At 66.5% G+C, this 21,657-nt stretch carries 25 protein-coding genes; 7 read left to right on the forward strand and 18 right to left on the reverse strand.

Annotated features, from left to right (window positions below; genetic code table 11):
• Window positions 1–21 precede the first annotated feature (21 nt).
• The 5 genes from LJ737_RS14210 to LJ737_RS14230 all read right to left on the reverse strand — a co-directional run bounded on the left by LJ737_RS14210 (window position 22) and on the right by LJ737_RS14230 (window position 1,709).
• Window positions 22–231 carry a hypothetical protein gene (locus LJ737_RS14210; protein ID WP_227766816.1) on the reverse strand — a complete coding sequence of 70 codons (210 nt, stop codon included), beginning with the start codon at window positions 229–231 and terminating at the stop codon, window positions 22–24.
• A gap of 12 nt (window positions 232–243) precedes the next feature.
• A complete protein-coding gene (locus tag LJ737_RS14215) occupies window positions 244–528 on the reverse strand; it encodes a hypothetical protein (RefSeq protein WP_227766818.1) in 285 nt (94 codons plus the stop codon).
• 17 nt (window positions 529–545) lie between these two features.
• Window positions 546–896 (reverse strand): hypothetical protein, encoded by a 351-nt coding sequence (locus LJ737_RS14220; protein ID WP_227766820.1) that lies wholly within the window; start codon window positions 894–896, stop codon window positions 546–548.
• Window positions 897–995: 99 nt separating this feature from the next.
• Complete coding sequence (locus tag LJ737_RS14225) at window positions 996–1,274, reverse strand: hypothetical protein (RefSeq protein WP_227766822.1); 279 nt, start codon at window positions 1,272–1,274, stop codon at window positions 996–998.
• 57 nt (window positions 1,275–1,331) lie between these two features.
• Window positions 1,332–1,709 (reverse strand): hypothetical protein, encoded by a 378-nt coding sequence (locus tag LJ737_RS14230; protein ID WP_227766824.1) that lies wholly within the window; start codon window positions 1,707–1,709, stop codon window positions 1,332–1,334.
• Window positions 1,710–2,070: 361 nt separating this feature from the next.
• Here LJ737_RS14230 and LJ737_RS14235 point away from each other — a divergent pair, with 361 nt between their 5' ends.
• Window positions 2,071–2,478 carry a hypothetical protein gene (locus LJ737_RS14235; protein ID WP_227766825.1) on the forward strand — a complete coding sequence of 136 codons (408 nt, stop codon included), beginning with the start codon at window positions 2,071–2,073 and terminating at the stop codon, window positions 2,476–2,478.
• Between the two features lie 168 nt (window positions 2,479–2,646).
• Here LJ737_RS14235 and LJ737_RS14240 read toward each other — a convergent pair whose 3' ends face one another.
• The gene (locus LJ737_RS14240; RefSeq protein WP_227766826.1) at window positions 2,647–3,612 is read right to left on the reverse strand and encodes an alpha/beta fold hydrolase; all 966 of its coding nucleotides are present in this window, start codon (window positions 3,610–3,612) and stop codon (window positions 2,647–2,649) included.
• A gap of 289 nt (window positions 3,613–3,901) precedes the next feature.
• On the opposite strand from LJ737_RS14240, the gene LJ737_RS14245 reads away from it, so the two are divergent.
• Window positions 3,902–6,361: a phage tail-like protein gene (locus LJ737_RS14245; RefSeq protein ID WP_227766827.1), complete on the forward strand. Its 2,460-nt coding sequence runs from the start codon at window positions 3,902–3,904 to the stop codon at window positions 6,359–6,361.
• Window positions 6,362–6,486: 125 nt separating this feature from the next.
• Here the strand turns inward: LJ737_RS14245 and LJ737_RS14250 are convergent, their stop codons facing one another.
• A complete protein-coding gene (locus LJ737_RS14250) occupies window positions 6,487–7,776 on the reverse strand; it encodes a zinc dependent phospholipase C family protein (RefSeq protein WP_227766828.1) in 1,290 nt (429 codons plus the stop codon).
• Window positions 7,777–7,876: 100 nt separating this feature from the next.
• On the opposite strand from LJ737_RS14250, the gene LJ737_RS14255 reads away from it, so the two are divergent.
• A complete protein-coding gene (locus LJ737_RS14255) occupies window positions 7,877–8,611 on the forward strand; it encodes a TVP38/TMEM64 family protein (protein ID WP_227766829.1) in 735 nt (244 codons plus the stop codon).
• A gap of 276 nt (window positions 8,612–8,887) precedes the next feature.
• On the opposite strand, the gene LJ737_RS14260 is transcribed toward LJ737_RS14255, so the two are convergent.
• Window positions 8,888–9,097: a heavy-metal-associated domain-containing protein gene (locus tag LJ737_RS14260; RefSeq protein WP_227766830.1), complete on the reverse strand. Its 210-nt coding sequence runs from the start codon at window positions 9,095–9,097 to the stop codon at window positions 8,888–8,890.
• A gap of 256 nt (window positions 9,098–9,353) precedes the next feature.
• Here LJ737_RS14260 and LJ737_RS14265 point away from each other — a divergent pair, with 256 nt between their 5' ends.
• Window positions 9,354–10,766, forward strand: a complete 1,413-nt coding sequence (locus tag LJ737_RS14265) for a hypothetical protein (RefSeq protein ID WP_227766831.1) — start codon at window positions 9,354–9,356, stop codon at window positions 10,764–10,766.
• Between the two features lie 85 nt (window positions 10,767–10,851).
• Here the strand turns inward: LJ737_RS14265 and LJ737_RS14270 are convergent, their stop codons facing one another.
• A complete protein-coding gene (locus LJ737_RS14270; protein ID WP_227766832.1) occupies window positions 10,852–11,181 on the reverse strand; it encodes a four-helix bundle copper-binding protein in 330 nt (109 codons plus the stop codon).
• 105 nt (window positions 11,182–11,286) lie between these two features.
• Complete coding sequence (locus LJ737_RS14275) at window positions 11,287–11,577, reverse strand: heavy metal-binding domain-containing protein (RefSeq protein WP_227766833.1); 291 nt, start codon at window positions 11,575–11,577, stop codon at window positions 11,287–11,289.
• Window positions 11,578–11,852: 275 nt separating this feature from the next.
• On the opposite strand from LJ737_RS14275, the gene LJ737_RS14280 reads away from it, so the two are divergent.
• Together LJ737_RS14280 and LJ737_RS14285 are read left to right on the forward strand one after the other, a co-directional pair.
• Entirely contained in the window at window positions 11,853–14,147 is a 2,295-nt protein-coding gene (locus LJ737_RS14280) for a heavy metal translocating P-type ATPase (protein ID WP_227766835.1), read from the forward strand.
• A gap of 62 nt (window positions 14,148–14,209) precedes the next feature.
• Window positions 14,210–14,590 carry a cupredoxin domain-containing protein gene (locus tag LJ737_RS14285; protein WP_227766837.1) on the forward strand — a complete coding sequence of 127 codons (381 nt, stop codon included), beginning with the start codon at window positions 14,210–14,212 and terminating at the stop codon, window positions 14,588–14,590.
• 298 nt (window positions 14,591–14,888) lie between these two features.
• Here LJ737_RS14285 and LJ737_RS14290 read toward each other — a convergent pair whose 3' ends face one another.
• The 5 genes from LJ737_RS14290 to LJ737_RS14310 form a co-directional block, all read right to left on the reverse strand.
• Complete coding sequence (locus tag LJ737_RS14290) at window positions 14,889–15,521, reverse strand: thioredoxin family protein (RefSeq protein ID WP_227766839.1); 633 nt, start codon at window positions 15,519–15,521, stop codon at window positions 14,889–14,891.
• Between the two features lie 34 nt (window positions 15,522–15,555).
• Window positions 15,556–16,047 (reverse strand): TlpA disulfide reductase family protein, encoded by a 492-nt coding sequence (locus LJ737_RS14295; RefSeq protein ID WP_227766841.1) that lies wholly within the window; start codon window positions 16,045–16,047, stop codon window positions 15,556–15,558.
• 77 nt (window positions 16,048–16,124) lie between these two features.
• On the reverse strand, window positions 16,125–16,886 hold the full coding sequence (locus LJ737_RS14300; RefSeq protein WP_227766843.1) for an LOG family protein: 762 nt from the start codon (window positions 16,884–16,886) through the stop codon (window positions 16,125–16,127).
• Between the two features lie 88 nt (window positions 16,887–16,974).
• Window positions 16,975–17,820, reverse strand: a complete 846-nt coding sequence (locus tag LJ737_RS14305) for a PAS domain-containing protein (RefSeq protein ID WP_227766844.1) — start codon at window positions 17,818–17,820, stop codon at window positions 16,975–16,977.
• Between the two features lie 53 nt (window positions 17,821–17,873).
• Window positions 17,874–18,236, reverse strand: coding sequence for a hypothetical protein (locus LJ737_RS14310; RefSeq protein ID WP_227766846.1), 363 nt, complete (start codon window positions 18,234–18,236; stop codon window positions 17,874–17,876).
• A gap of 201 nt (window positions 18,237–18,437) precedes the next feature.
• Here LJ737_RS14310 and LJ737_RS14315 point away from each other — a divergent pair, with 201 nt between their 5' ends.
• On the forward strand, window positions 18,438–19,289 hold the full coding sequence (locus LJ737_RS14315; protein ID WP_227766847.1) for a DNA/RNA non-specific endonuclease: 852 nt from the start codon (window positions 18,438–18,440) through the stop codon (window positions 19,287–19,289).
• Here the strand turns inward: LJ737_RS14315 and LJ737_RS14320 are convergent.
• The 3 genes from LJ737_RS14320 to LJ737_RS14330 all read right to left on the reverse strand — a co-directional run bounded on the left by LJ737_RS14320 (window position 19,286) and on the right by LJ737_RS14330 (window position 21,590).
• Window positions 19,286–19,624: a hypothetical protein gene (locus LJ737_RS14320; protein ID WP_227766849.1), complete on the reverse strand. Its 339-nt coding sequence runs from the start codon at window positions 19,622–19,624 to the stop codon at window positions 19,286–19,288. The genes LJ737_RS14315 and LJ737_RS14320 overlap by 4 nt on opposite strands.
• A 188-nt stretch (window positions 19,625–19,812) precedes the next feature.
• On the reverse strand, window positions 19,813–20,571 hold the full coding sequence (locus LJ737_RS14325) for a LytR/AlgR family response regulator transcription factor (RefSeq protein WP_227766850.1): 759 nt from the start codon (window positions 20,569–20,571) through the stop codon (window positions 19,813–19,815).
• Complete coding sequence (locus tag LJ737_RS14330; RefSeq protein ID WP_227766852.1) at window positions 20,568–21,590, reverse strand: sensor histidine kinase; 1,023 nt, start codon at window positions 21,588–21,590, stop codon at window positions 20,568–20,570. Before LJ737_RS14330 ends, LJ737_RS14325 begins: the two co-directional genes overlap by 4 nt.
• Between the last annotated feature and the right edge of the window lie 67 nt (window positions 21,591–21,657).

Here is a 21,657-nt window from a genome sequence, read left to right on the forward strand (position 1 = left end):
CGGGGCAGCTGTAGCGGCGGCTTAGTGGTCGATGCGGTTGAGCAGGTGAATCATGTTTTTTAGCTGATCGGTCAGCTGCTTGTCGCGGTGCTCGGCGGTGGCGTAGGCCAGGTAGGCCGAAAAGCTCATTTCCGCCTGCAGCACCGGGCTGTTGGCCACGATAACTTGGTAGTCGCGAAAGTGCTCTTCCAGCATGGTCGTGCGGGCGGTTAGTTCCTGGGCAGTGCTCATCGGTGGAGAATATCAGGAAAGCGAGGAAGGGTGAAAAAACGCGAAGACGGCTCGTTCCAGCTGCTGCGGCTCGCGCATGGGCAGACGCCGCAGCACGGCCGCCGTGTCGTGACTGTCGGCGGCCGTCGAGAGCAGGTAGCTGGCCTCGCCCACCCGCCACAGCGCGTAGAGCTGCGGCCCGTCGGCGGGGCAGTCGCGGTGGCGGTACACGCGCACGTCGTCCATGCGCCAGCTCAGCGGGTCGCCCAGCGGGGGCTGGTAATCGAAGCCGGCGGCCTGGAAATCGGCGCGGGTCATGACCTACTAGCCCGGGGCTAGCGGGTGGCCTCGTGCGGAAAACCGACGGGCTTCCAGCGCTTGGGCGCCGGAATGTCCTCGGCCCGGCCGCCGTGGGTGGTAAAAAACGCGTCGACGGCCCGCTGCAAGCCCGGCAGGTCGTCGATGGCCAGGTCTTGCACCACGTCCTGATGAGCTAGCGGCCAGGGCAGCATGCTCAGGCGCCAGCGCGGAATGCCGAAGGGCAAGGCCAGAAACAAGTGGCTGCCGTCCCGCGCGGCTTGGTCGTGGCGGTACAGCCAGGTATTGAAGAAAGTCGACGTCGGCCGCCCCTGGCCGGAGTCGGTAACGGGGCTGAAACCCAGCGCGTGAAAGGAAGGAGCGGTCATCGGGAGAAGGGAAAAAAGGTGACGTAAAACGAACCGAACAACTCCCGCCGCCCACTCGGACCAGGGCACCACGCAGCCAGCGGCCGCGCGGTGTGGCGTTTAATTGAGCCAAGTCGAGCACACCATGCGGAAGCGGTGCGGCGCAAAGGCGTTGTAGTGCGGGGGCGGGGCCGTCAGGCCGAGCAAATACACCAGGGTGATGCCGCGGTGGGCGTTTTGCACCACGCGCACGGGGTACACGCGGCCTTCTTCGGGCCAGTCGCCGACGTGGCCGGGCGGGCGGCCGCTGGCGTCGAGGCAGCGGGCATAGTCGAGCACGGGGCTAACCAGCAGCGCCGCCGCGAGGGAAAGGTTGGTATCGGGGAGAAACGGCGTCATGGGAATCGGGCTGAAGGGTGGGAAAGCCCGCGGCAGCCAGTGCCGGGAGGAAGCGGCCTAGCGCGGCGGATCGGCCGCGGCGTAGTACAGGGCCAGGCGGCCGGCTATTTCGCCGGGGGCCATTTCCTGCTGCAGCACGTACTGCCCGCCTTCGAGCAGGCGCAGGTACACGGAAGCGGGATTGTCGGGCACCGCCGGCGTGCTGTATACCTCGACCTCGGCCAGCAACGGGGTGCGCAGGTAGGCGTTGAAGTACAGCGAGTGGGCGTCGGTCAGCTGCTGACTGAGGTAGGTGGGATGGTACGGGCTGAGGCTGCGAAACACCAGTTGCGCCCGCTCCTGCAGCCGCCCGGATGCCTCCGGCAGCCACGCCTGTCCGGCCAAGAGCTGCAGCAGGTTGCTGCAGGCGTATTTATAGGACCACTGACTGTTCATACCACATCCAAACGGCCGCTTGGCGGCCACCCACTCAGTCCATAGCCCCGGCGTACTATCACCGGTTCGCAGCTCTTGACCTTGGCCTGTACGCAGTCCCGGCGGCGGCGGCCGGTTTTTACTCGTCCGTAGGAAAATAAATATCCGCCTGCGCCTGCAACCCCGGCGGACGGCCTGCCCCGCGCCCATTGCCTTGCGCGCCGGCGGCGTCGCGGGTTGCGGCGCCCCGTGCCCGCCAACCACGGCTTAGCGACTGCGCGGCGGCCGCTTGCCCGCGCCAATTGCACTCCGCGGGGAAAGATGCACCGGGCGCCGGCGCACTAGGCTGCGTATTTGGATTGGAGCGCCTAACTTGCTGGCTATGCTACCGCCTAGCTGCTCGATTCAATACCGCTCCGACTTGCAGGTGCTCGTGGTGCGCTGGCCCGCCGATGCGCCGCTGCCGCAGCTGCAGGCCGATTTTGAGGCTGTGCTGCACGCAGCGGCTTCGCACCAGGCCCACCGCTGGCTGCTCGACGTGCGCCGCCGCGAAGACCTGGCGCCGGAGCTGGCCCACTGGACTACCCACGACTTCTTTCCGCGGGCTGCCGCGCAGCTGGGCGCTCCGCCCCTGCGCATTGCCACCCTGGCTTCGCCCACCCGCATGTTGGTGTATGAGCGCGACGAATACCAGCGCCGCACCCTGGCCTACGGGCAAGCCGACAGCCGCCCCTACCGCCTGCTGCTGTTCGGCGACGAGGGCGCCGCCATGCAGTGGCTGAACGGCTGAGTCCGGCAAGGTCCACCGGTTGTTCCTTGCCGCTTCCGCGGGCGTTGGCCTTGGAGCCAGCCCCGTTGTTCCGCGTCGGCAATCCGTGCGCAGCCCCGGTCTTGCCGAATCGACCAAGCTTGGAATTCGGGCTGCCCGGCCCCGGCGTGTACTGCGCCGGGCACCACCTTATGCAGCCCGGCGGGGCAGCTTTTTCAGCCACGTGAGCACGGCTTGCCGAAACGCCTCGGGCTCCTCTACGAAGGGCACGTGCCCGGTTTGCATCAGCGCTACCTGCTGGCGCGGAAAGCGAAACAGCTTGTAATGGTTGGCGCCGATGCACAGGTCCCGCTTGCCCGTCATCACCAGCACCGGCGCTTTGATGTCCGGCGTCAGGGCCGTGAAGTCGCGCTGGTAGTCGCTGATGCCCATGGCGTACTGGCCAAACTCGTTGCCGGTGTGCGGGTTGCTTTCGTCGGCTTTGCTGACACTGTCGAAGCCGGCGTCGGTGGTGTACTGCAGCTGGCGCCACACGTTGTGCTCGTTGAAGTGCTGCACCATCAGCCCGAACCGTTCCTGCACGGGCTTGCCTTGGTCGAGGTAGGGCGTGCGGTCGGGCACTTGCACGAAATCAAAGCCGCTTTGAATCATGTCCTGCATGGAGGCCGGCAGGTTCAGCGTGCATTCCACCAGCACCAAGCCGCGCACACGTTCGGGGTGGCGAGCAGCGTATTCGGTGGCAATGGTGCCGCCGAAGCTGTGGGCCATCAGCACCCAGCTTTCCAAGCCGAGCTGCTGGCGGACGTCTTCCAAATCCTGCACCAGGCGGGCCAGGGAGTAGTCGTGGCGGGGGGCGTTCTGGCTACGGCCGCAGCCGCGCTGGTCCAGCCAGATCATCTGCAGCCGGTCGTTGAGCAGGGGGCCGGCCAGCTGCTCCGGCATGCCGCTCCAGGCGCCGGGCCCGCCGTGCACGAACACGCAGGGCACACCCTGCCCGGTGACGGAGGCAAATAGCTGCACGCCGTCGGTTGTTTTAAGGGCGACGGGGCCGTTGGTAAGCTTAGCGGGCCGGGGCGCGGCCAGCAGCGTGAGCGGAAACAGCAGGGCCAGCAGCAGAGCGGCCCGGCGCGGGCGGTGGGCAAGGAAGCGGAACATGGGGATGGAAGTAAGGCAGCAGGCCGCCATCCGGGGCGGCTCCGGGGCGACAGATGCGGGCCGTTTCGGTTCCGTTGCCTGCGTCGAGGCACCGCCCCCCCTCGGCACCAGCAAGGGCTTCACGCCCAGGGTCAACATTTTCGGCCGGCCGGGGCAGCAGAGCGGAACCGGAAGCGCACCCGGGTCCTGCCCCCCCACCCCGGCGGGCGGCAGGGCCTTGGCAGCTGCGCGGGCCGCCGTTACTTTTACCGCTGCTTCCCACCACTATTGCTCCAACCCGCTCCGCACTATGGCCCAACGCTACCCCTCTTTTTACCTGCTGCTGGCCTTTGTGGCCTCCCTGCTAAGCGCCGCCCCGGCCCTGGCCCAAAACGTGGGCATCGGCACCACGGCCCCCGATGCCTCCGCCGCCCTCGACGTCGTGGCCTCCGACAAAGGAGCCCTGCTGCCGCGCGTGGCTAATGCCGCCGCCATTGCCGCGCCCGCCGCCGGCCTCATTGTGTACCAAACGGGCGGCACCCAGCCGGGCTTTTGGTACAACAGCGGCAGCAGCGGCGCCCCGAAGTGGCTGCGCCTGACCGACTCGAACGGCGTGAGTTACGACCCGGCCAGCGGCCTGCAGGTGGGCCCCGGCCCGGTGCAGGCCGCTGTTAACGTACCGCCCGGCTCGACCGGCTCCAGCAGCAACGCCCCGTTTCGCGGCGGTTCTAACTCGGCTCGCACCGAAACTATTTACCCAGCGGCCACGCTGCAAAGCTGGGGGCTACGGGCCGGAGCCATTACCTCGCTGAGCTACTTCATTTCCAGTAAGAACTCCTCCGACACCTACACCAACTTCACCCTGGCCCTGGGCCAGAGCACTGCCACCAACGTGACGGGCACCTTCAGCAGCGGCCTCACCACGGTGTATACCGGCAACGTGACCGTGCCCGCTACCGGGCAGGTGCTGCAGCTGGTGTTCAACGCCGGCACCTTCGTGTGGGACGGCAGCAGCAACCTGGTGGTGCAGTCCTGCTTCGAAAAGGCCACCGCCAGCTCCGACGACTTTGTCTCCGTGGACATTATAAATGACAGCCGCATGTCCAGCGCCGGGAGCAGTGGCCAGTGTGCTGCCACCAGCGGCATCACCAGCTTCTTTCGACCCAAACTGGGGTTTACCCAGCCCGGCACCTCCTACACGCTCACGCCCACGGCGGGCCAAGCCGGCCAGGTGCTGACCCAGCAGGCTGACGGGCGGGTGCTCTTTCAGGACCCGCAGTGGACGCAGGACGGCACCAACCTGTACCCGACCACGTTGACCAGCAAGGTGGGCGTGGGCACCAGAATCCCCGCCTTGGGCCTGGACGTGGCCTCCGGTACGCTGGGGCTGCGAAACACCAACGCCTGGGACCACCTCTACTGGCAGCACGACGGCTCGCTGGCCGTGATGCGGGCCGGCGGGGCCGAATCGGGCCTCTCCCTGCAGGTGGGCAGCGGCGCCGCCGACTCCTATGGCGCCGCCGGCCAGAACTACCGCGAAGGGCTACGCCTGCTCTCCGACGGCCGGGTGGGCCTGGGCACGGGCACGCTCATCACGGGCTACCGCGCCACGGTGGGCACGGCCAGCCCGGCCGAAAACGGCCTGTATGTGGGCCTGAACGGCAGCAGCACGGCCAACTCGCTGAAGCTGGAGCACAATGGCTCCAACCTCGTCGTGCACCCCGCCTCGGCCGGCGGCACCAGCACGGTGCTGGAAAACACGGCCGGCCCGCTGCTGCTCAACGCCAGCACGAGCAACCGGGTGGGCGTGGGCTCGTACGCCCCGGCCGCCCGGCTGGAGGTGCAGGGCGGTGCCAACGCCGACGGCAGCAACGACCCGGTGGCCCTGAGCTTGGCCTGGCGCAACGGCGGCTACCGCCACTTCCTGCGCACCCGCCACGCCCAGGGAACCACCAGCAACGCCCTGGAAGTATACCTGAACACCTCCGGCTCGGCCGATGGCAGCACTCAGCCCGGCACCGGCAACATTCTGGCCCTGAGCGTGCTCACCCAGGACGGCGCCCGCCTAGGCGTGGGCACGGGCACCCCGCGCGGCCCCCTCGACGTGCCTGCTCCCGGCGACACGTACCTGATCAACGACCCGAACGTGGGCGAAGGTCAGTCGGTGTACCTGCCCGGACACTTGTTCCTGGCGCCCTACAACAGCGGTACGCCCGCTGCCTACCTGCAGGCCCGCATTCCGAACCCGACCAGCAGCACTAGCTTGGCGCTAGTGCTGCGCACCACCTACCAGGGCAATTTGCGCGACGCCCTCACGCTAAACCCCGATGGCTCGGCCGTGGTCTACGGCTCCGTGCGGGCCAACGGCGTCACGCTGGTCTCCGACGCGCGCTTCAAGCAGCAGGTGCGCCCGCTCGACGGGGCGCTGGCTTCGGTGCTGCGCTTGCGCGGGGTGCGCTACCAGTGGAACGCGCTGGGCGTGCAGCACGGCGGCACGGCCGGCCAGGAGCAAATCGGCCTGCTGGCCCAAGAAGTAGAGCAGATTTACCCGGAGCTGGTGCACACCGATGCGCAAGGCTACAAGTCGGTGAACTACGCCCAGCTGACGCCTGTGCTACTGGAGGCCCTGCGCGAGCAGCAGCGCCAGATCGAGCAGCTGCGCGGCCGCGCCGCCCAAGCCGACGCCGACCACGCGGCCCTGCTCACGCTGCAGGAGCAGGTGGCCCGGCTGCAGCAGGCCGTGGCCCCGGCTGCGCAGGCTCAGCGCTAGTTCCGGGGCCGCCCAGGCCGTAGTTGCCAAGGACAGCCGCTGGGGTCTGTTATCGGCCAGCCAACGCAAAGGCCCGGTTTCCTTCAGCGGAAGCCGGGCCTTTGCGTTGGCTGGGGCAGTTTAGTTTAGGGCTTGGCCGGGGCGGCGGGCACGGCCGGCGGGGGCGTCAGGGCCCGCAGCTGCTGCAACGCCTCCTGGGTTTCCTTCAGGGTCTTTTTCTCCTTTTCGTCCTCGGCTTGCGGCAGCTTGTTGCCGTTGTCGAAAAAGGCCAGGATGTTGGCCTGTACCGGGGCCGTCACGCTGGCAAATTTGTCTTTCTCCAGCTTGCGCACCCATTCGCCGTAGGTTTCGTCGGCCAAGCCGTATTCGCCCACTTTGGTGGGCTTGCCGGTGTCGAAGTCGAAGTTGGGCAGGGCCGCGGGCGTTACGGCTTGGGCCTGCCGCGTTTCGGTCAGCAGGCGGCAGTAGTCGGTCATTACGTCGCTGAAGCTCTGCTTGAACAGCTTCTGGGCCTCGGGCGTGGGCAGCTTGAAGGCGAACGGCCGTAGCGGCCCGATTTTGGGCAGAATCTTGATGAGCTTGGCCATGACGCGGGCGCCAAACCCGGGCTTGTCGTAGCCGGTGCCGTATTCCCGGCGAAACTTCCGCTCGTTGTGCTGGTAGAGGTAGTCGCGGCGGCGGGCGCGCGGGTCGAGCTTGCGGATGTTGTCGCGCTCGGCGTGCCAAGCGGCGCGGGCGGCGGTAGGAATCAGCTGGCTCACGGCGAAGCGGAAGGTGGCCACGCTCGCGTCGAGGTTCACCACAATCTGCTTGAGCTCCAAGCCGTAGGTTTTCTGAAAGGCCCGCTCCAGCACTGGTTTGCTCACGTGAAACCCGATGAAGTCGTGGTAGGTGTCGGAGCGGTAGCGGCCGGCGGCCAGCTGCACCACGTCGAAGGCAAACTCCAACTGGGTGTGCTGAATGGGCGCCTCGAAGTAGGTGACCGAGGGCCCAAACTTCTGGCCCAGCTCGGGGTACACCGAGGGCATGGCCCGGTTGGTGCCCTCCGAGTGCCCCTTGATATCGGCCACGTAGTGGGCCATGGCGCCGAGGGCAAAGGCGTACTCGTTGCGGTCCTGGGCCTCCGTGAGCAGGTTGCGCACGAAGTCGCCGGAGCGCACGTAGTGGGTCAGGTCGGTGAAGAGCTTGGAGCCAAGCGGGTAGTAGCCCATGTCCTGCACAATGGCTCCGCCGTAGGCGTAGCTTTTGGCTTCAATCCACTGCTCGCGGGTGGCGCCGGGAAAGCGCTGCTCCAGCAGCGGGCGCAGGCAGCGCCGCCAGCAGGTATCGACGTTGGCTTGGTGGGTGAGGACGGAATAGGCGGCGGAGGGCAGTGGGGCGGCGAGCAGCAGCACCAGCAACAGGCGAAGCAACATAGGCGGGACGGGCGGCCGCGGCGGCAACCTCAGCCGCAAACGGCAAACCGCCCCGGCACGTTGCCGTACCACCGGGCAGTACCATTCTCTTCCCCTGCCGATGGCCCCCCGCTCCAAGACCACTCACCTACCGCTCTACATTTCCCTAGGCATCGTGGCCGCGCTGGTGGCCGCCTATTTCGGCTGGCCCGCCTTTCAGCAGCAGGTGCAGGCCGGCTGGGCAGCGTTGCGCAGCGGCGAGCAGCAGCAAGTGGCCGAGTGGGTGGAGCAATTCGGCTTGTGGGGGCCGGTGGTGCTGGTGCTGGCCATGGTGGCCCAGATGTTTTTGTTTGTCATCAACAACGCCCTGCTCATTCTGGTGGCCGTGCTGGCCTACGGGCCGTGGTGGGGCTCCTTGCTGGCCTGGGTGGGCGTGCTCACGGCCAGCTCCCTGGGTTACTGGATCGGGCGCAGCCTGGGCGAGTCGTTTATCATTCGCCTGCTGGGCCAGAAGGCCGAGCACAAAGTTGCCGACTTCGTGACGCGCTACGGCGCCGGGGCGGTGGCCCTGGCCCGGCTCACGCCCATCGTTTCGAACGACGCCATCAGCTTCGTGGCCGGCGTGGCGCGCATGGGCTACTGGAAATTCATCAGCGTGACGGCCGTGGCCATCATGCCGCTGATCGGGTTGCTGGCCTACCTCGGGCAGGACGGGCAGCGGCTCAAAACCGGCCTGCTGTGGGTATCGGGTGTGGGGCTGCTGCTCTTCGGCGCTTACATCTGGTGGGACAAAACGCGCCGCCCGGCCGCCGACGACGCCGGCAGCTGGCGCCCTCGCCGGCCGGAGTACCGCTAGGCTTCCCAAAGCAATGAGCCCAACGGCAGCATCCGCCGTCATTGCGAGCGAAGCGCGGCAATCCTTCCTCCCGTAACACCGCCGCTGCAATACTTGCTACCCGAAAACCAGCCCCGCCCGAAACTGCAAACGTCAGTTTCGGGCGGGGCTGGTTTGAGTGTTTGCCAGTGGGGCCGTAGGGGCGCGAGCGGGAGGATTGCCGCGCTTGCGCAGCTACTCGGGGCCTCATCCTCCGCTTTTAGCGCGCAGGATATGCCCCGCACGCGCTCCGGGCTGTTACGCCTCCTTTATCTCGAATCCTTCTTCTTCGACGGCGGCCACAACCTGCTGGGGCGTGAGCGAGTCGGATTCTACCGTGAGGACTTTTTGGGGTGAGGCCGTGTCGACCTGCCAGTGGCCGGTGCCGGCCAGCTCGTTGAGCACCGGCGTGACGGCGCGCACGCAGTTCTGGCAGTTAATGGTGGTGGTAAAACGCAGGGTTTTCATCGGGAAAGCAACTTAGAAGTGAAGGCCGCCCGCGACGGAGCAGCTGGGGTCGTTATTCTGGTAACGGCAAAACTAGCCGCGCGGTGCCGCCCCGGCCGTACAGGATTCGCGGCGGGCTGTTACAACATTTTTGGCGGCGGCGCGGGCTAAAAGCGCCCAGGTGTGCCAGAGGTCGGGCCGGACGGGCGTACCTTGCAGCCGCTTTCCCGCCGACCGGTAGCCGCGTCGGCTTTTTTGTTCTCTTACCCCGTTTTGCATGCGGCAGAATTGGTGGCGCCCCACCGCGCTGATTGTCCTGGCCGGCTCGCTGAGCGCGCAGGCCCAGACCACTCCCCCACCCAACACCGACACCCAGGCGGCGCAGGCCGCGCCGGTGCCCCCGCAGGCCACCACGCCCGCGTTTGTTCCGCTCAAGGACGGCAAACTCCCGCTCAGCGAGGACGGCAGCCGCTACGTGAAGCTGACACTGCTCAACCAGGCTTGGCTGCACTACAACCAGAGCAACCCCGGGTCGCGCGTCAACGGGCGCAACGAGCCGCACACGCTCGACGCGGCCATCCGGCGCTTCCGCATCCAGTTCTACGGGCAGCTCACCGACCGCGTGTTCATCTACTCGCAAATCGGTATCAATAACTTCGGCTACCTCTCGGAGCGCAAGCAGTTTTTCTTTCTGCACGACGCGGTGGGCGAGTACGCAGTGGCCAAAACCCGCCTGTCGCTCGGCACCGGCCTGGGCGCCTGGAACGGCCTGTCGCGCTTCACGGCTTCGTCTACGGCTTCCATTCTGGGCCTGGATTTGCCGCTGGTGGCCGAAACCACCAACGACGTGAACGACCAGTTCGGGCGCAAGCTGAGCGTGTACGCCAAGGGCAAGCTCGGCAAGCTGGACTACCGCGTGGCCGTGAGTAAGCCGCTCATCGTGGCCCCGAACACGCCGCCGGTGGGCGTAGCCGCGTTTTCCAGCCTGGCGCCGCGGGCCCAATTTCAGGGTTACTTCCAGTGGCAGTTTCTGGATCAGGAAAGCAACCTGACGCCCTACGCGGCGGGCACGTACTTGGGCAAAAAGCGCGTGTTCAACCTCGGCGCGGGCTTTATCATGCAGCCCAAGGCTCTGTGGTACCGCCCCGGCCCGATTGGCGGTTTCGCCACTGGCCCCGACACGGTGCAGGTAGCCCTGAAGCAGTTTGCCGTTGATGCCTACTACGATGCGCCCGTAGGCCCCGCGGACAAGGGGCAGGCCCTGAGCGCCTACGCGGCCTTCTACCACCTCGACTACGGCCCGAATTACACCCGCAACACGGCCCCGCTGAGCCCGACCAACGGCATCGCCCCGGGCACTGCCACGCTCAACAACGGCGGCAACGGCTGGCCGGCCTACGGCACCGGCAACGTGCTCTACGGACAGCTGGGCTACAAATTGCCCGACAACCTGCTGGGCTCAACCACCTTCCTGCCCTATGTAAGCGTGCAGCACGCCCGCTACAAGCGCCTCAACGACCCAATGAACTACGTCGACGTGGGCCTGAACTGGCTGCTGGCGGGCCACACCTCCAAACTCACCGTGGCCTACCAAAACCGGCCCATTTTCACCCCGGACGGCACCGGCCACTACAACCGCACCAGCGACCGAAGTGCCGTGGTGGCCCAGTACCAGGTGTCGTTCAACTAACTGCTCCTTTAGCAGCCGTTCCGAATGCGAAGCGGCCCGTTTCCAGCGTTGGAAACGGGCCGCTTCGCATTCGGGACCGGTGCGCTTACGCGGCCATGCCCGCGCGGCAGGCTTCCTCGCAGCGGCGGCAGGCTTCGGCGCACTGCTGGCAGTGCTCGTGCTGGTGCTGGCCGCACTCCGCGGCGCACAGGCGACAGATTTCGGCGCACTCGCGCAGCAGGTGCGCGGCGTGCTCCGAGCCGCGGGCCACGAGGCGGGCCGTCAGGGCGCAGATGTCGCTGCAGTCGCGGTCGAGCGAGATGCAGCGGGCCATCATGCTTACGTCGTCTTCCTGCAGGCAGGCGGAGGCGCAGTTTTCGCAGGCGGCCACGCAGGCGTTCAGGGCCTGCAGCAGCGGTTGATTGGACTGGTTCATGGGCGTGGGGTTGATGAAGCGGGAGAAAGACGGTCCGCTTCTTTACCCCATTTCAGCCCCGCGGGTTGGTACAAGATGTTCCCACGGCCCGTACAGGATTGCGGCTTAGCTTTTCTTTTCCAGGTCCATTTCGCACACCGGGCACTTGCCGGGCTTGGTGCTCTGGCTGCCCTCGCAGCCCATGGGGCACACGTAGGTGGTGGTGCCGAGGTTGGTTTGGTCGCCGGTGCCACCCTCGGTTTCGGGGCGGGCCACTTCGTCGGTGGGCTGCTGAATTTTGGCCGAATCGGCGGTGGCGGCGGTGGGCGCAGCCGGCGTTTCGGCTTCGTTGGTGGGCTTGCTGTTGCAGGCGGTCAGGAGGCTGGCGGCAACCAGCAGGGCGAAAAGCTTGTTCATATCGGCAGAGACAATGCGGCGGGGCGGTTGATTCCCACGGGGGCAAAGGTACGGCCCGGCGCCTCAGCCCCGCCCCTTGCCCGAATTGCGTACGGCGCCACCCCAAATTCTGCACCTGCGCGCCGTCAGCGCCCAAATCCCGTACGCGGCCGGGCCTGATTTCGTACCGCCGCCGGCCCCGCGCCTGCCGTACTTTGTGATGTCGGCCCCGTGGTCTTTCGCCGCCTCGCCGTCTTCGTTGCCCGACCCCACCGGGCCGGTTTCTCCCTTCGATTATGGAACCGCACACCCTCGCTCCGCCCACCCAAACCGCTACCCTCGACATCGAGGGCATGACCTGCGCCTCCTGCGCCCGCTTCGTGGAAAAAGCCCTGACGCGCACGCCCGGTGTGCAGCGCGCCGTGGTGAACCTGGCCACCGAAAAAGCTACCGTCGACTACGAGCCCGCCCAAATTGACCGCGCCGGCCTCGCGGCGGCCGTCGTCAACGCCGGCTACGCGGTGGCCGCTCCGCCCGCGCCCACCCAGTCGGCCGCCGAGCGCACGGCCGAACTGGACGCGCAGAAAGCCGCCGCCTACGCCCGCCTCAAGCGCCGCTTTCAGGTGGCGCTGGGCCTCACGCTCGTCATCATGCCCGCTTCCATGCTGCTGATGCTGCCCGCGGCGATGCAGCGCGTGCCGATGGCGGCGGCCAACTACGTCTTGCTGCTGCTTACCTCGCCGGTGCTGCTCTACAGCGGCCGGGAGTTTTACACCTCGGCCTGGAACGCCTTCCGCCACCGCGCCGCCAACATGGACACCCTGGTGGCCGTAGGCACCGGCGCGGCCTTTCTCTACAGCCTTGCCGCCACGGTGGCCCCGGGGCTGTTTGCTGCCCGCGGCCTCACCGCCGAAGTGTACTACGACACCACGGCCACCATCATCACGCTCATCCTGCTGGGCAAAGTGCTCGAGCAGCGCGCTAAGACGCGCACCTCGGCCGCCATCCGCCAGCTCATCGGCCTGCAGGCCCGCACCGCCCGCCTGCTCCGCCCCGACGGCTCGGCAACCGACGTGCCTATCGAGCAGGTGCAGCCCGGCGACGTGGTGCTGGTGCGCCCGGGCGAGAAAATTGCCACCGACGGTGTGGTGCTCGACGGCCATTCCGCCGTCGACGAGAGCATGCTCACGGGCGAGAGTCTGCCGGTGGAAAAGCAGGCCGGCGCGCCGGTGTACGGCGCCACGCTCAACAAAACCGGCGCCTTCCGCTTCCGCGTCACGCAGGTGGGCGCCGACACCATGCTGGCCCACATCATCCGCTTGGTGGAGGACGCGCAGGGCTCCCGCGCCCCTGTGCAGCGCCTCGCCGACCGCGTCAGCGCCATTTTTGTGCCCACGGTGGTCGTCATTGCCCTGCTCACCTTCGTGCTCTGGTTTGACCTCGCCCCCGAGGGCACGCGCCTGCCGTTGGCCCTGACCAACTTCGTGGCCGTGCTCATCATTGCCTGCCCCTGCGCGCTGGGCTTGGCCACGCCCACGGCCATTATGGTGGGCACCGGCAAGGGCGCCGAGTACGGCGTACTGGTGCGCAACGCCGAAGCCCTGGAAAAAGCCCACCAGGTCACCACCGTACTGCTCGACAAAACCGGCACCCTCACCCGCGGCGAGCCGGCCGTAACGGCCTTTGTGCCGGCGCCGGACGTGGCGGATGCCGCCGCGCTGCTGGCCCAATTGGCGGCCGTGGAACGGCAATCCGAGCACCCGCTGGCGGCAGCGGTGGTGCGCTACGCCGCAGCCCAGGTCGGTGCGCCCGCCCTTCCCGCCGTAACCGAGTTTCGGGCCTACGAGGGCCGCGGGGCCGGCGCTACCGTCAGCGGGGCGCGCGTGCTCATCGGCAACCGGCGCCTGCTGCAGGAGCACGGCATCGAGCTGGGCCCAGCGCTGAGCAACCACGCCGAAGCGCTGCTGGCCGAAGCCAACACGCTGCTCTACGCCGCCGCCGACGGGCGGGCCGTGGCGCTGCTGGCCGTGGCCGATACGCTGCGCGAGTCGTCGGCGGAGGCGGTGCGGCGGCTGCAGCAGCTGGGCCTGGAGGTGGTCATGCTCACCGGCGACAACCAGCCCACGGCCGCCCGCGTGGCCGCGCAGGTCGGCATCCGGCGCTATTACGCCGAGGTGCTGCCCCAGGACAAGGCCGGCAAAGTGCAGGAGCTGCAGGCTGAAGGCCGGGTGGTGGCCATGGTCGGCGACGGTATCAACGACGCGCCCGCGCTGGCCCAGGCCGACCTGGGCCTGGCCATCGGCTCGGGCACCGACGTGGCCATGGAAGCGGCCGGCATCACCCTCATGCGTTCCGATTTGCAGGGCGTGGTCACGGCCATCGAGTTGTCGCGCCGCACCCTGGGCGTTATCCGACAAAACCTGTTTTTCGCCTTCGTCTACAACACCCTGGGCATTCCGGTGGCGGCGGGCCTGCTCTACCCCTTCTTCGGCCTCACCCTCTCGCCCATGCTGGCAGCGGCGGCCATGGCCCTCAGTTCGGTCTCGGTGCTCACCAATTCGCTGCGCCTGCGCCGCTTCCGGCCGCGCTAACGCCCGGCGCCGTTGTCTCCTTTCGCTCACCAACCACGCGAACCAAGCCTTCGCGCTGTTCTATGGACCTTGCCGAAATCTTCGTTACCGCCGGCGGACTGGCCCTGGCCGGGCTGGTCGTCTGGTATTTCTTCTTTGCTGCCCCCGAAGCTGCCGTCAGCGCCGTGTCCGCAGCGGGCGGCGTGCAGGAGGTGGCCGTGACGGTGAAGGGCGGCTACTCGCCGGCCGTCATCGAAGTACAGCACGGCCGGCCGGTGCAACTCAGCTTCTACCGCGACGAAGACGCCGACTGTTCCGAGGAGGTCGTGTTCCCCGATTTCAATCTGCGCCGCGCGCTACCCGCTTTCCAGACCACGCTCATCGAGCTGCTGCCCCAGCAGCCCGGCCGCTTCGAGTTTACCTGCGGCATGGGCATGCTGCGCGGCAGCCTGGTGGTGAAATAGGAAGCTTGCTTCGAGGGAAAAGGCGCGGGACGGCAATAGCTACGACCGCGGCACTACTGGTCATTGCGAGCGAAGCGAAGCAATCCTTCCTCGTAATAGCACCGCCGACGCAATCCTTGCTAAAAACGCCACCGCCCGAAACCAGCAACTCTGGTTTCGGGCGGTGGCGTTTTTAGCAAGTAGTTATTGCACCGATTCTGCCGCGGAAGGATTGCTTCGTCGTGCCTGCTCGCAATGACCAGTGGTGCCGTCGTTGTTGATGTCGGGTGCGGCCTGAAGAGGTTGGTAACAAAGGCTGCTACGCCTTTTTCTTCCACTTGATGGTGCAGCCGATGGCTTTGGTCGAGCTGGTCTGCACGGCTTGGCCGGCCAGCAGCTGGCCCATGGCATCTTCCACGTAGCGCTGGGTAGCGGCTTTGGCGTCCTCCGTGTTGTTGTCGATGGCACCGATGTAGGCCACTTTGAAGTCTTGGCCGGTGCGCTGCAGCACGTACACGTGCGGGGTGCGAGTGGCGCCGAAGGTGCGGGCCACGTCCTGCGTTTCGTCCATCAGGTACGGGAAGGCGTAGTGCTTGTCCTTGGCGCGCTTCTGCATGTCGGCGTAGGAGTCGCCGGGGGCCACCTGCGGGTCGTTGGGGTTGATGGCCAGCACCGGGTAGCCTTTGGCGGCGTACTTCTGGTTCAGGGCAATGACGCGGTCCTCGTAGGCCCTGGCGTAGGGGCAGGTGTTGCAGGTAAACACCACGATGTAACCCTTCACGGCCGCGTTGCCGCCCAACGACACCAGCTTGCCGTCGACGTTCTTGAGCTTGAAGTCCGCGACTTTGTCGCCAACCTGGTAGCCGCCCTCGGCCGGGGCGAAACGGAACGCGGTGCCGACGGTGAGGACCACGGCCAGCAGCGCAAACAAAACAGACAGGGACTTTTTCATGCGTTGCGAGAGAAAAAGGTGAACATCGAAAACTCTACGGGGCCTGGGCGGCCAGCACGGCTTTTTCCAGCTCGGCCAGGGTGAGCGGCTGCTCGAAGCGTTGCCGCCGCTGCCGGGCGTTGTTGAGCACCAGCGTAAAGGGCAAGGCCCCCGACCACTGCCGGTCAATGCCGTCAATGTACGCGTTTTGGTCCGCCTCATTCAGCAGCCATACCCGCGACTTCAGCCCTTGTTTTTGCACGAACGGCCGCACTTTGGCGTCAAGCTTGGACGGAAAATCCAGGCTCACCAGCAGCACCTGCACCTTCTGGCGGGCGTACTTGGCGCGCAGCTGCTCGAAGTGCGGCAGCTCCTCGATGCAGGGCTTGCACCAAGTGGCCCAGAAGTTCACCACGTAGGTGGTGTCGGTGGGGCGTTGCAATAGTTGCTGCAGGGCGGGCAGCTTCACCACGCGCACCTGCTGGGCGCGGGCGGCGGGGGCCGCGGCCAGCAGCAAAAGCACCAAGGGCCGGACGAGCTTGATCATACGGGACAAACCGGCGCGGGCCGGCAGGGTTCGTTGCGCTACTGACACCGCCGGCCGCGCCGGGGCTGCAAGCGGCCTCACTCACCGAGCCACCAGCGCCGCCGGGGCTTGGCGCGGGTGCGCAGCTTGTACTTCTCCACCGCGTGCCGCTCGATGTGGGCCAGGGCCTCGTCCACCGAGTCGGTGTAGGTCAGCAGGTTCAGGTCGCGGGCCGAAATGGTGTGGTGCTGGGCCATTTGCTCGAGCAGTGCGGCCAGCGGCGCCCAGTACTCCCGGCCCACAACCACCACCGGGAAGTCCTGGATTTTGCCGGTCTGAATCAGCGTCAGCGCCTCGAAGAATTCGTCCATGGTGCCGATGCCGCCGGGCATGATGACGAAGGCGTAGGAGTACTTGACCAGCAGCACCTTGCGCACGAAAAAGTAACGACAGGTCAGCCACTTGTCGAGGTAGGGGTTGGGCGCCTGCTCCTGGGGCAGCAGGATGTTCAGACCCACCGACAAGCCGCCGGCTTCGCGGGCGCCGCGGTTGGCGGCTTCCATCAGGCCCGGCCCGCCGCCCGTCAGGATGGTGAAGCCCAGCCGGCTCAGCCCCGCGCCCAGGGCCCGGGCCTGCTCGTAGAAGGGCGTGCCCGCCGCCACCCGCGCCGAGCCAAACACCGACACGCACGGCCCGACGAAGTGCAGGGTGCGGATGCCGCGGAAAAACTCCCAGAGCACCAGCAGCAGAAACTTCAGCTCGTTGGTGCGCGCCCGGGGACCTTCCAGAAACCGGCGTTCCTGCTGGCGCGCCGCGGCCGTGGCCTGCGCAGTCGGGGTTGAGGCGTCGGAATCGTTCATGGCGGGGCGGGGCTCGGCGGCAAGCTACAACACGAAACCGGCGCCCCGCAGGAGGCGCCGGCATCTTACCCGCCCTGCTGGTCGGCGTTTAGGCCTGGCCCAGCTGCTGCTTTAGCTGTAGTACTTGGTGCTCCAGGTCCAAGGTCCGGAACGTCACTTTGGCTTCCAGGTCGGCGTAGGCACGCTCAATGCGCTCCTGCAGTGCTTTTTGCTCGGTGATGTCGGTGCAGGTGCCAAACCACTGCACGATCTGGCCTTGCTCGTCGCGAATGGGCTTGGCCAGTCCCAAAAACCAGCGGTACTGCCCGTCGCGCCCCTTGAAGCGGTACTCGATTTCGTAGTCGTCGCCGGTGGCCAGCGAGTGGCTCCACACCTGCCGGGCGCGGGCCTGGTCGTCGGGGTGCAGCAGGTTGTTCCACATTTCGGTGCCCTGGCTCTGCTCCACGGTGTAGCCCGTGTAATCGATCCAGCGCTGGTTGAAGAAGATGTGGTAGCCGGCCGGGTCGGTGAGCCACACCATCTGCGGAATCTGCTCCACCACGAAGCGGTACTCGTCGTCGCGGCGCTTGGCCTGGCTGATGTCGCTGATGGTGCCCACGAAGCGCACGGCCTGGGTGCGCGTCTCGTCGAAGTAGGCGCGGCCGGTGGCGCGCAGCCAGCGCACCAGCCCGTCGGGCGCCACGGTGCGGTACTCGATGTCGTACTCGCCCGAGCCGCGCGGATCCAACGCCTGCTGCACCACCGCGTCGGTGTGGGCGCGGTCGTCGGGGTGCAGGCCGGCCAGGAAACGCGCGTAATCCACGGGTTCGGTCGGGGGCAGGCCGAACAGCTCCTTGCAGCGGGCCGACCACTGCAGTTCGCCGCTGATGGGGTTAAAATCCCAGGTTCCGACGCCCGCCGCCTCGACGGCGGCCTGCAATCGGTCGTAGCTCATGGTTGGGGAAGCGTCGGGGTGTAGCATCGGGATACGCTCGGCTCGGAAGCGGCTCAGGGTTGGGTGAGCAGCACTTCCATGCCCGAAAGAAAGTAGAGGTTAAGCTGGCTGGTGAGGCCGTCGGCCGACCGGCGCAAGCGGGTAACCAAGGCGCGGGTGCGCTCCTCGGCCAGCTGGATGTCCAAATAAGGGCGCTGCAGCAGCGCGTCGCGCTGCACCGACCACTGCCCGTCTTGGGTTAACGCACCGGGCGTCTGCACCTGCAAATGCCCGGGTTCCAACCGCAATTGGGTGGCTTGGGCCAGCGCACTGCTGGGGTCGGTTTGGTTGAGCACCCGGTCGGTTACGTGCCACGCACCAGTCAGGAAATCATCCGGCAGTTGTTGCAGGTTGACGTCGAAGAGCAGATCAGACATGCGTGGGCGGTAGACGGCGAGACAATGGAGTTGGCAAAGATACCCCAATACGACATATAAAGTTTCAATACCCGGTGCATTAACTACGTATATATACTTACAAGCACCAAAAACTACGTAGCACTATGACTATATTGGTGTCCTAGGCGTCATTACGGAGCTGGTGCCGACCTTTGCGGCACACTGCTCCGACTACCAGCCATGCCTATTGCCTTTCCCCGCCTGGCCGCTCTTGGCCTGCCGCTACTGCTGCTCAGCGCTTGCGGTAACGACGACCCCACGCCAACTTCCCCGCCCTTAAGCGAACATCTGACCCTGGGCAACCCCAGCGGCACTACCGCCGAAGCGGGCAACACCCGCAACTACCTGCTCGATAAGCCGCAGTACGCGCTCAGCTACCACCGCGACCGGGGCATTCCGAACTGGGTATCGTGGCACCTGAGCGCCGACTGGCTGGGCGCCGCATCCCGGCAGGACGACTTCCGCGCCGATGCCAGCCTGCCCGCCGGCTGGTACCAGCCCACGGCCAGCAGCTACCAGGGCTCGGGCTTTGACCGCGGCCACCACTGCCCCTCGGCGGACCGCACCAAGTCCGTAGCCGACAACTCGGCCACCTTTCTGATGAGCAACATGGCCCCGCAGGCGCCCAACAACAACCAGCGCACCTGGGCCGCCCTGGAGGACTACTGCCGCACGCTCGTCGGGCAGGGCAACGAGTTGTACATCGTCTGCGGCTCCTACGGCACCGGCGGCACCGGTAGCAACGGCCCGGCCAGCAGCACTGACCAAGGCCGCGTAACGGTGCCGGCCCGCTTCTGGAAAGTGGTGGTGGTGCTGCCCGTTGGCAACAACGACGCCGCCCGCGTGGACGCCAATACCCGCGTCATTGCCGTCGATACGCCCAACGACAACGCCATCGGCAGCGCCTGGGGCCCCTACCGCACCACCGTCGACGCCATCGAAACGGCGACCGGGCTGGACCTGCTTTCGGCGGTGAAGGCCAGCGTGCAGACCGCCGTGGAGGCCCGCACCGACACCGGCCCGACGAGCTAGCGCACCGGCAGCGGCCGCACTTCGCCCGTGAGCTTGTCGATTTCGAAGGCCGCACGGTTGGGCATGCGCTTGGCCCAGTCGGTGCGCGGCACCAGCGCCTGCCACAGCGCGTCGACTTCCACCAAGCGCGCCGAATCCACGACGTACAAGTTGGCCTGGGGCTGCTGGCGCAGGTAACGAGCCAGCGCAGCACGGGCATCGGCCTCTGTGGCGGCGCTGGCCGTGGTGGGCGCGGGGGCGTTTTGTACCACCGGCGGCTGGTCGGCAGCAGTTCGGGTTTGACAGCTGGCCAGCAGGCAGCACGCTGCCACGGGCAGGATCAGAAAGTAGTTCATCAGCGAGAAGAATTGGGAGAAGGCCGGTTTGTTTAGCGCCGCAACGCCCCAGCGGGTTGGCGGGGCAGGCTTACCGGCGGCAAGTTACCGAGTCGGCCCACGCCCTACCCCGCACAAGCCCCCGCTATTCTTGCCTGGAAGGTCTGGCCTACCGCAGCCCAGATTGGGCACTCGTTAGCTTGTGCGCCTTACATATCCAGCCATTGCTTGAAGGCGTTGGCGCGGCTGCTGCTCACTATCTGCTCGGCCGCCGAAGCGGGCTTCAGCACCAACGACAGGCGCCCTTTGAAGTAAGGGCGTACCTCCTGCACCGCGGCGATATGAACGATTAGCTGACGGTTGGCCCGGAAGAATTGCTTGGCGTCCAGCTCCTGCTCTAATTGGTCGAGGGTAAGGTTGATGATGAAGCGCGGGCCGGCGTGCGTGACCAAAAAAACCACGCCTTCTTCGGCGTAGAAGTATGCCACATCGTCCACCGCCACCGCCTTCATGGCTTGTCCGTGTTTGACCATGAAGCGCGTTCGAGTCGCCGGGCTGGCAGTCGACTGCACGAGCTGCCGCAGGTTGCCCAAGCCCTGGGCCAGGTGCTGCTGCTGCAGGGCTTCGTGCTTTTTCAGGGCCTGGGCCACATCCTCCGCCGCAATGGGCTTGAGCAGGTAATCGATGCTGTTGACCCGAAAGGCTTCGATGGCGTACTGGTTGTAGGCCGTGGTGAAAATCACCGGGCACGTCACCTCCACCTGCCGAAAAATGGCGAAGCTGTTGCCGTCGGCGAGGTGTATGTCGCAGAAAAGCAGGTCGGGCGACTGGTGCAGCCGCAGCCACTCCACGGCTTCTTCCACCGACTCTACGGTCGCGACAATGTGCGCCTGCGGCCGCAGGCGGCGGATGATGCCGGCCAGGGCTTCGGCGGCCAGCTGTTCGTCTTCGATCAGGAGTACGTTCATGCGTCGGGAGCAGCGGGCAGCAGGGGCAGCCGCACGGTAAAAGTGTCGTCGGTGGCCAGCACGGTCACGGGCCGGTCGGTCAGGTGCTGGTAACGCCGCACCACGTTCGGCAGGCCGTGGCCGGTGCCGGGTTCCGGCTCCAGCCGGAGCTGGCGGTTGTTTTCGACCACCAGCCAGTCATCTGCCACGAAGAGCCGCACCCGCAAGGGCTGACTTTTCGTGGCGCGGTTGTGCTTGAACGCGTTTTCGAGCAGCAGCTGCAGCACCGCCGGCGGCACGCGGCAGGCGTGGTATTGCACGGGCACGCGCACCGCAATGTCGAGCGTGTCGCCGAAGCGAGTTTTCATCAGGTAGATGTACGCCTCGGCCACCCCCAGCTCGGCCCGGAGTGGCACTGTGGCTTGGTCGCTGTGCTCCAGCACCGCCCGGTACACCCCCGAGAGCCGTTGCAGAAACGCCGCCGCCTGGTCCTGGTTTTTGTAAATCAACGAGCCGAGCACGTTCAGGCTGTTGAACAGGAAGTGCGGGTTGACTTGGCTTTTGAGCGCGGCCAGCTGCGCCTGGTAGCTTTCCTTCTGCAGCTGATCGGCTTGCCAGTACGCCTGCTGCAGCTTTTTGCGCACCCGTTCACCTTCCACGAAGTAGTAAAAGAACAACGAGGCCACCGCCGTTACCACCAAGACCAGCCGCACCGCTTGCGGGGGAAACTCGGCGGTGGGAATCAGCAGGTATTGGGGCAGGAACACGAAGAGTACGCTCAGCACGATGCCCGTGGCGGCTACGGCCGCGCCCTCCAGCAACTTCCGGCTCCAGCCGGGCAAGCCCCCCAACGTTTTAGTGGCCGCGACCCGGGCAATTTGTTCGTGTACCCAGAAACAGGCGAGCAGAAAGCAAAAGATGAAGGGCAGTTCCACCATGCCGCGCAGGTCGAAAAACCACAGCGTGCCCAGCTTGATGAAGACGACGGTGTAAAACCAAGCCACCGCCGTCAGGCCGGCAATTGTAAGGCGTCTTAGCATGGCAAGTAGCGGAATGCGGACGGGGGTCCGGGAAGCCCTAGCCCCCGCCCGCGAGCGGTATCGGGCC

The organism is Hymenobacter sp. 15J16-1T3B (assembly GCF_020711235.1).
GTDB lineage: Bacteria > Bacteroidota > Bacteroidia > Cytophagales > Hymenobacteraceae > Solirubrum.

Coding starts and splice junctions, on each gene's coding strand:
- LJ737_RS14210 (WP_227766816.1), bottom strand. CDS start 231: ATGAGCACTGCCCAGGAACTAACCGCCCGCACGACCATGCTGGAAGAG.
- LJ737_RS14215 (WP_227766818.1), bottom strand. CDS start 528: ATGACCCGCGCCGATTTCCAGGCCGCCGGCTTCGATTACCAGCCCCCG.
- LJ737_RS14220 (WP_227766820.1), bottom strand. CDS start 896: ATGACCGCTCCTTCCTTTCACGCGCTGGGTTTCAGCCCCGTTACCGAC.
- LJ737_RS14225 (WP_227766822.1), bottom strand. CDS start 1,274: ATGACGCCGTTTCTCCCCGATACCAACCTTTCCCTCGCGGCGGCGCTG.
- LJ737_RS14230 (WP_227766824.1), bottom strand. CDS start 1,709: ATGAACAGTCAGTGGTCCTATAAATACGCCTGCAGCAACCTGCTGCAG.
- LJ737_RS14235 (WP_227766825.1), top strand. CDS start 2,071: ATGCTACCGCCTAGCTGCTCGATTCAATACCGCTCCGACTTGCAGGTG.
- LJ737_RS14240 (WP_227766826.1), bottom strand. CDS start 3,612: ATGTTCCGCTTCCTTGCCCACCGCCCGCGCCGGGCCGCTCTGCTGCTG.
- LJ737_RS14245 (WP_227766827.1), top strand. CDS start 3,902: ATGGCCCAACGCTACCCCTCTTTTTACCTGCTGCTGGCCTTTGTGGCC.
- LJ737_RS14250 (WP_227766828.1), bottom strand. CDS start 7,776: ATGTTGCTTCGCCTGTTGCTGGTGCTGCTGCTCGCCGCCCCACTGCCC.
- LJ737_RS14255 (WP_227766829.1), top strand. CDS start 7,877: ATGGCCCCCCGCTCCAAGACCACTCACCTACCGCTCTACATTTCCCTA.
- LJ737_RS14260 (WP_227766830.1), bottom strand. CDS start 9,097: ATGAAAACCCTGCGTTTTACCACCACCATTAACTGCCAGAACTGCGTG.
- LJ737_RS14265 (WP_227766831.1), top strand. CDS start 9,354: ATGCGGCAGAATTGGTGGCGCCCCACCGCGCTGATTGTCCTGGCCGGC.
- LJ737_RS14270 (WP_227766832.1), bottom strand. CDS start 11,181: ATGAACCAGTCCAATCAACCGCTGCTGCAGGCCCTGAACGCCTGCGTG.
- LJ737_RS14275 (WP_227766833.1), bottom strand. CDS start 11,577: ATGAACAAGCTTTTCGCCCTGCTGGTTGCCGCCAGCCTCCTGACCGCC.
- LJ737_RS14280 (WP_227766835.1), top strand. CDS start 11,853: ATGGAACCGCACACCCTCGCTCCGCCCACCCAAACCGCTACCCTCGAC.
- LJ737_RS14285 (WP_227766837.1), top strand. CDS start 14,210: ATGGACCTTGCCGAAATCTTCGTTACCGCCGGCGGACTGGCCCTGGCC.
- LJ737_RS14290 (WP_227766839.1), bottom strand. CDS start 15,521: ATGAAAAAGTCCCTGTCTGTTTTGTTTGCGCTGCTGGCCGTGGTCCTC.
- LJ737_RS14295 (WP_227766841.1), bottom strand. CDS start 16,047: ATGATCAAGCTCGTCCGGCCCTTGGTGCTTTTGCTGCTGGCCGCGGCC.
- LJ737_RS14300 (WP_227766843.1), bottom strand. CDS start 16,886: ATGAACGATTCCGACGCCTCAACCCCGACTGCGCAGGCCACGGCCGCG.
- LJ737_RS14305 (WP_227766844.1), bottom strand. CDS start 17,820: ATGAGCTACGACCGATTGCAGGCCGCCGTCGAGGCGGCGGGCGTCGGA.
- LJ737_RS14310 (WP_227766846.1), bottom strand. CDS start 18,236: ATGTCTGATCTGCTCTTCGACGTCAACCTGCAACAACTGCCGGATGAT.
- LJ737_RS14315 (WP_227766847.1), top strand. CDS start 18,438: ATGCCTATTGCCTTTCCCCGCCTGGCCGCTCTTGGCCTGCCGCTACTG.
- LJ737_RS14320 (WP_227766849.1), bottom strand. CDS start 19,624: ATGAACTACTTTCTGATCCTGCCCGTGGCAGCGTGCTGCCTGCTGGCC.
- LJ737_RS14325 (WP_227766850.1), bottom strand. CDS start 20,571: ATGAACGTACTCCTGATCGAAGACGAACAGCTGGCCGCCGAAGCCCTG.
- LJ737_RS14330 (WP_227766852.1), bottom strand. CDS start 21,590: ATGCTAAGACGCCTTACAATTGCCGGCCTGACGGCGGTGGCTTGGTTT.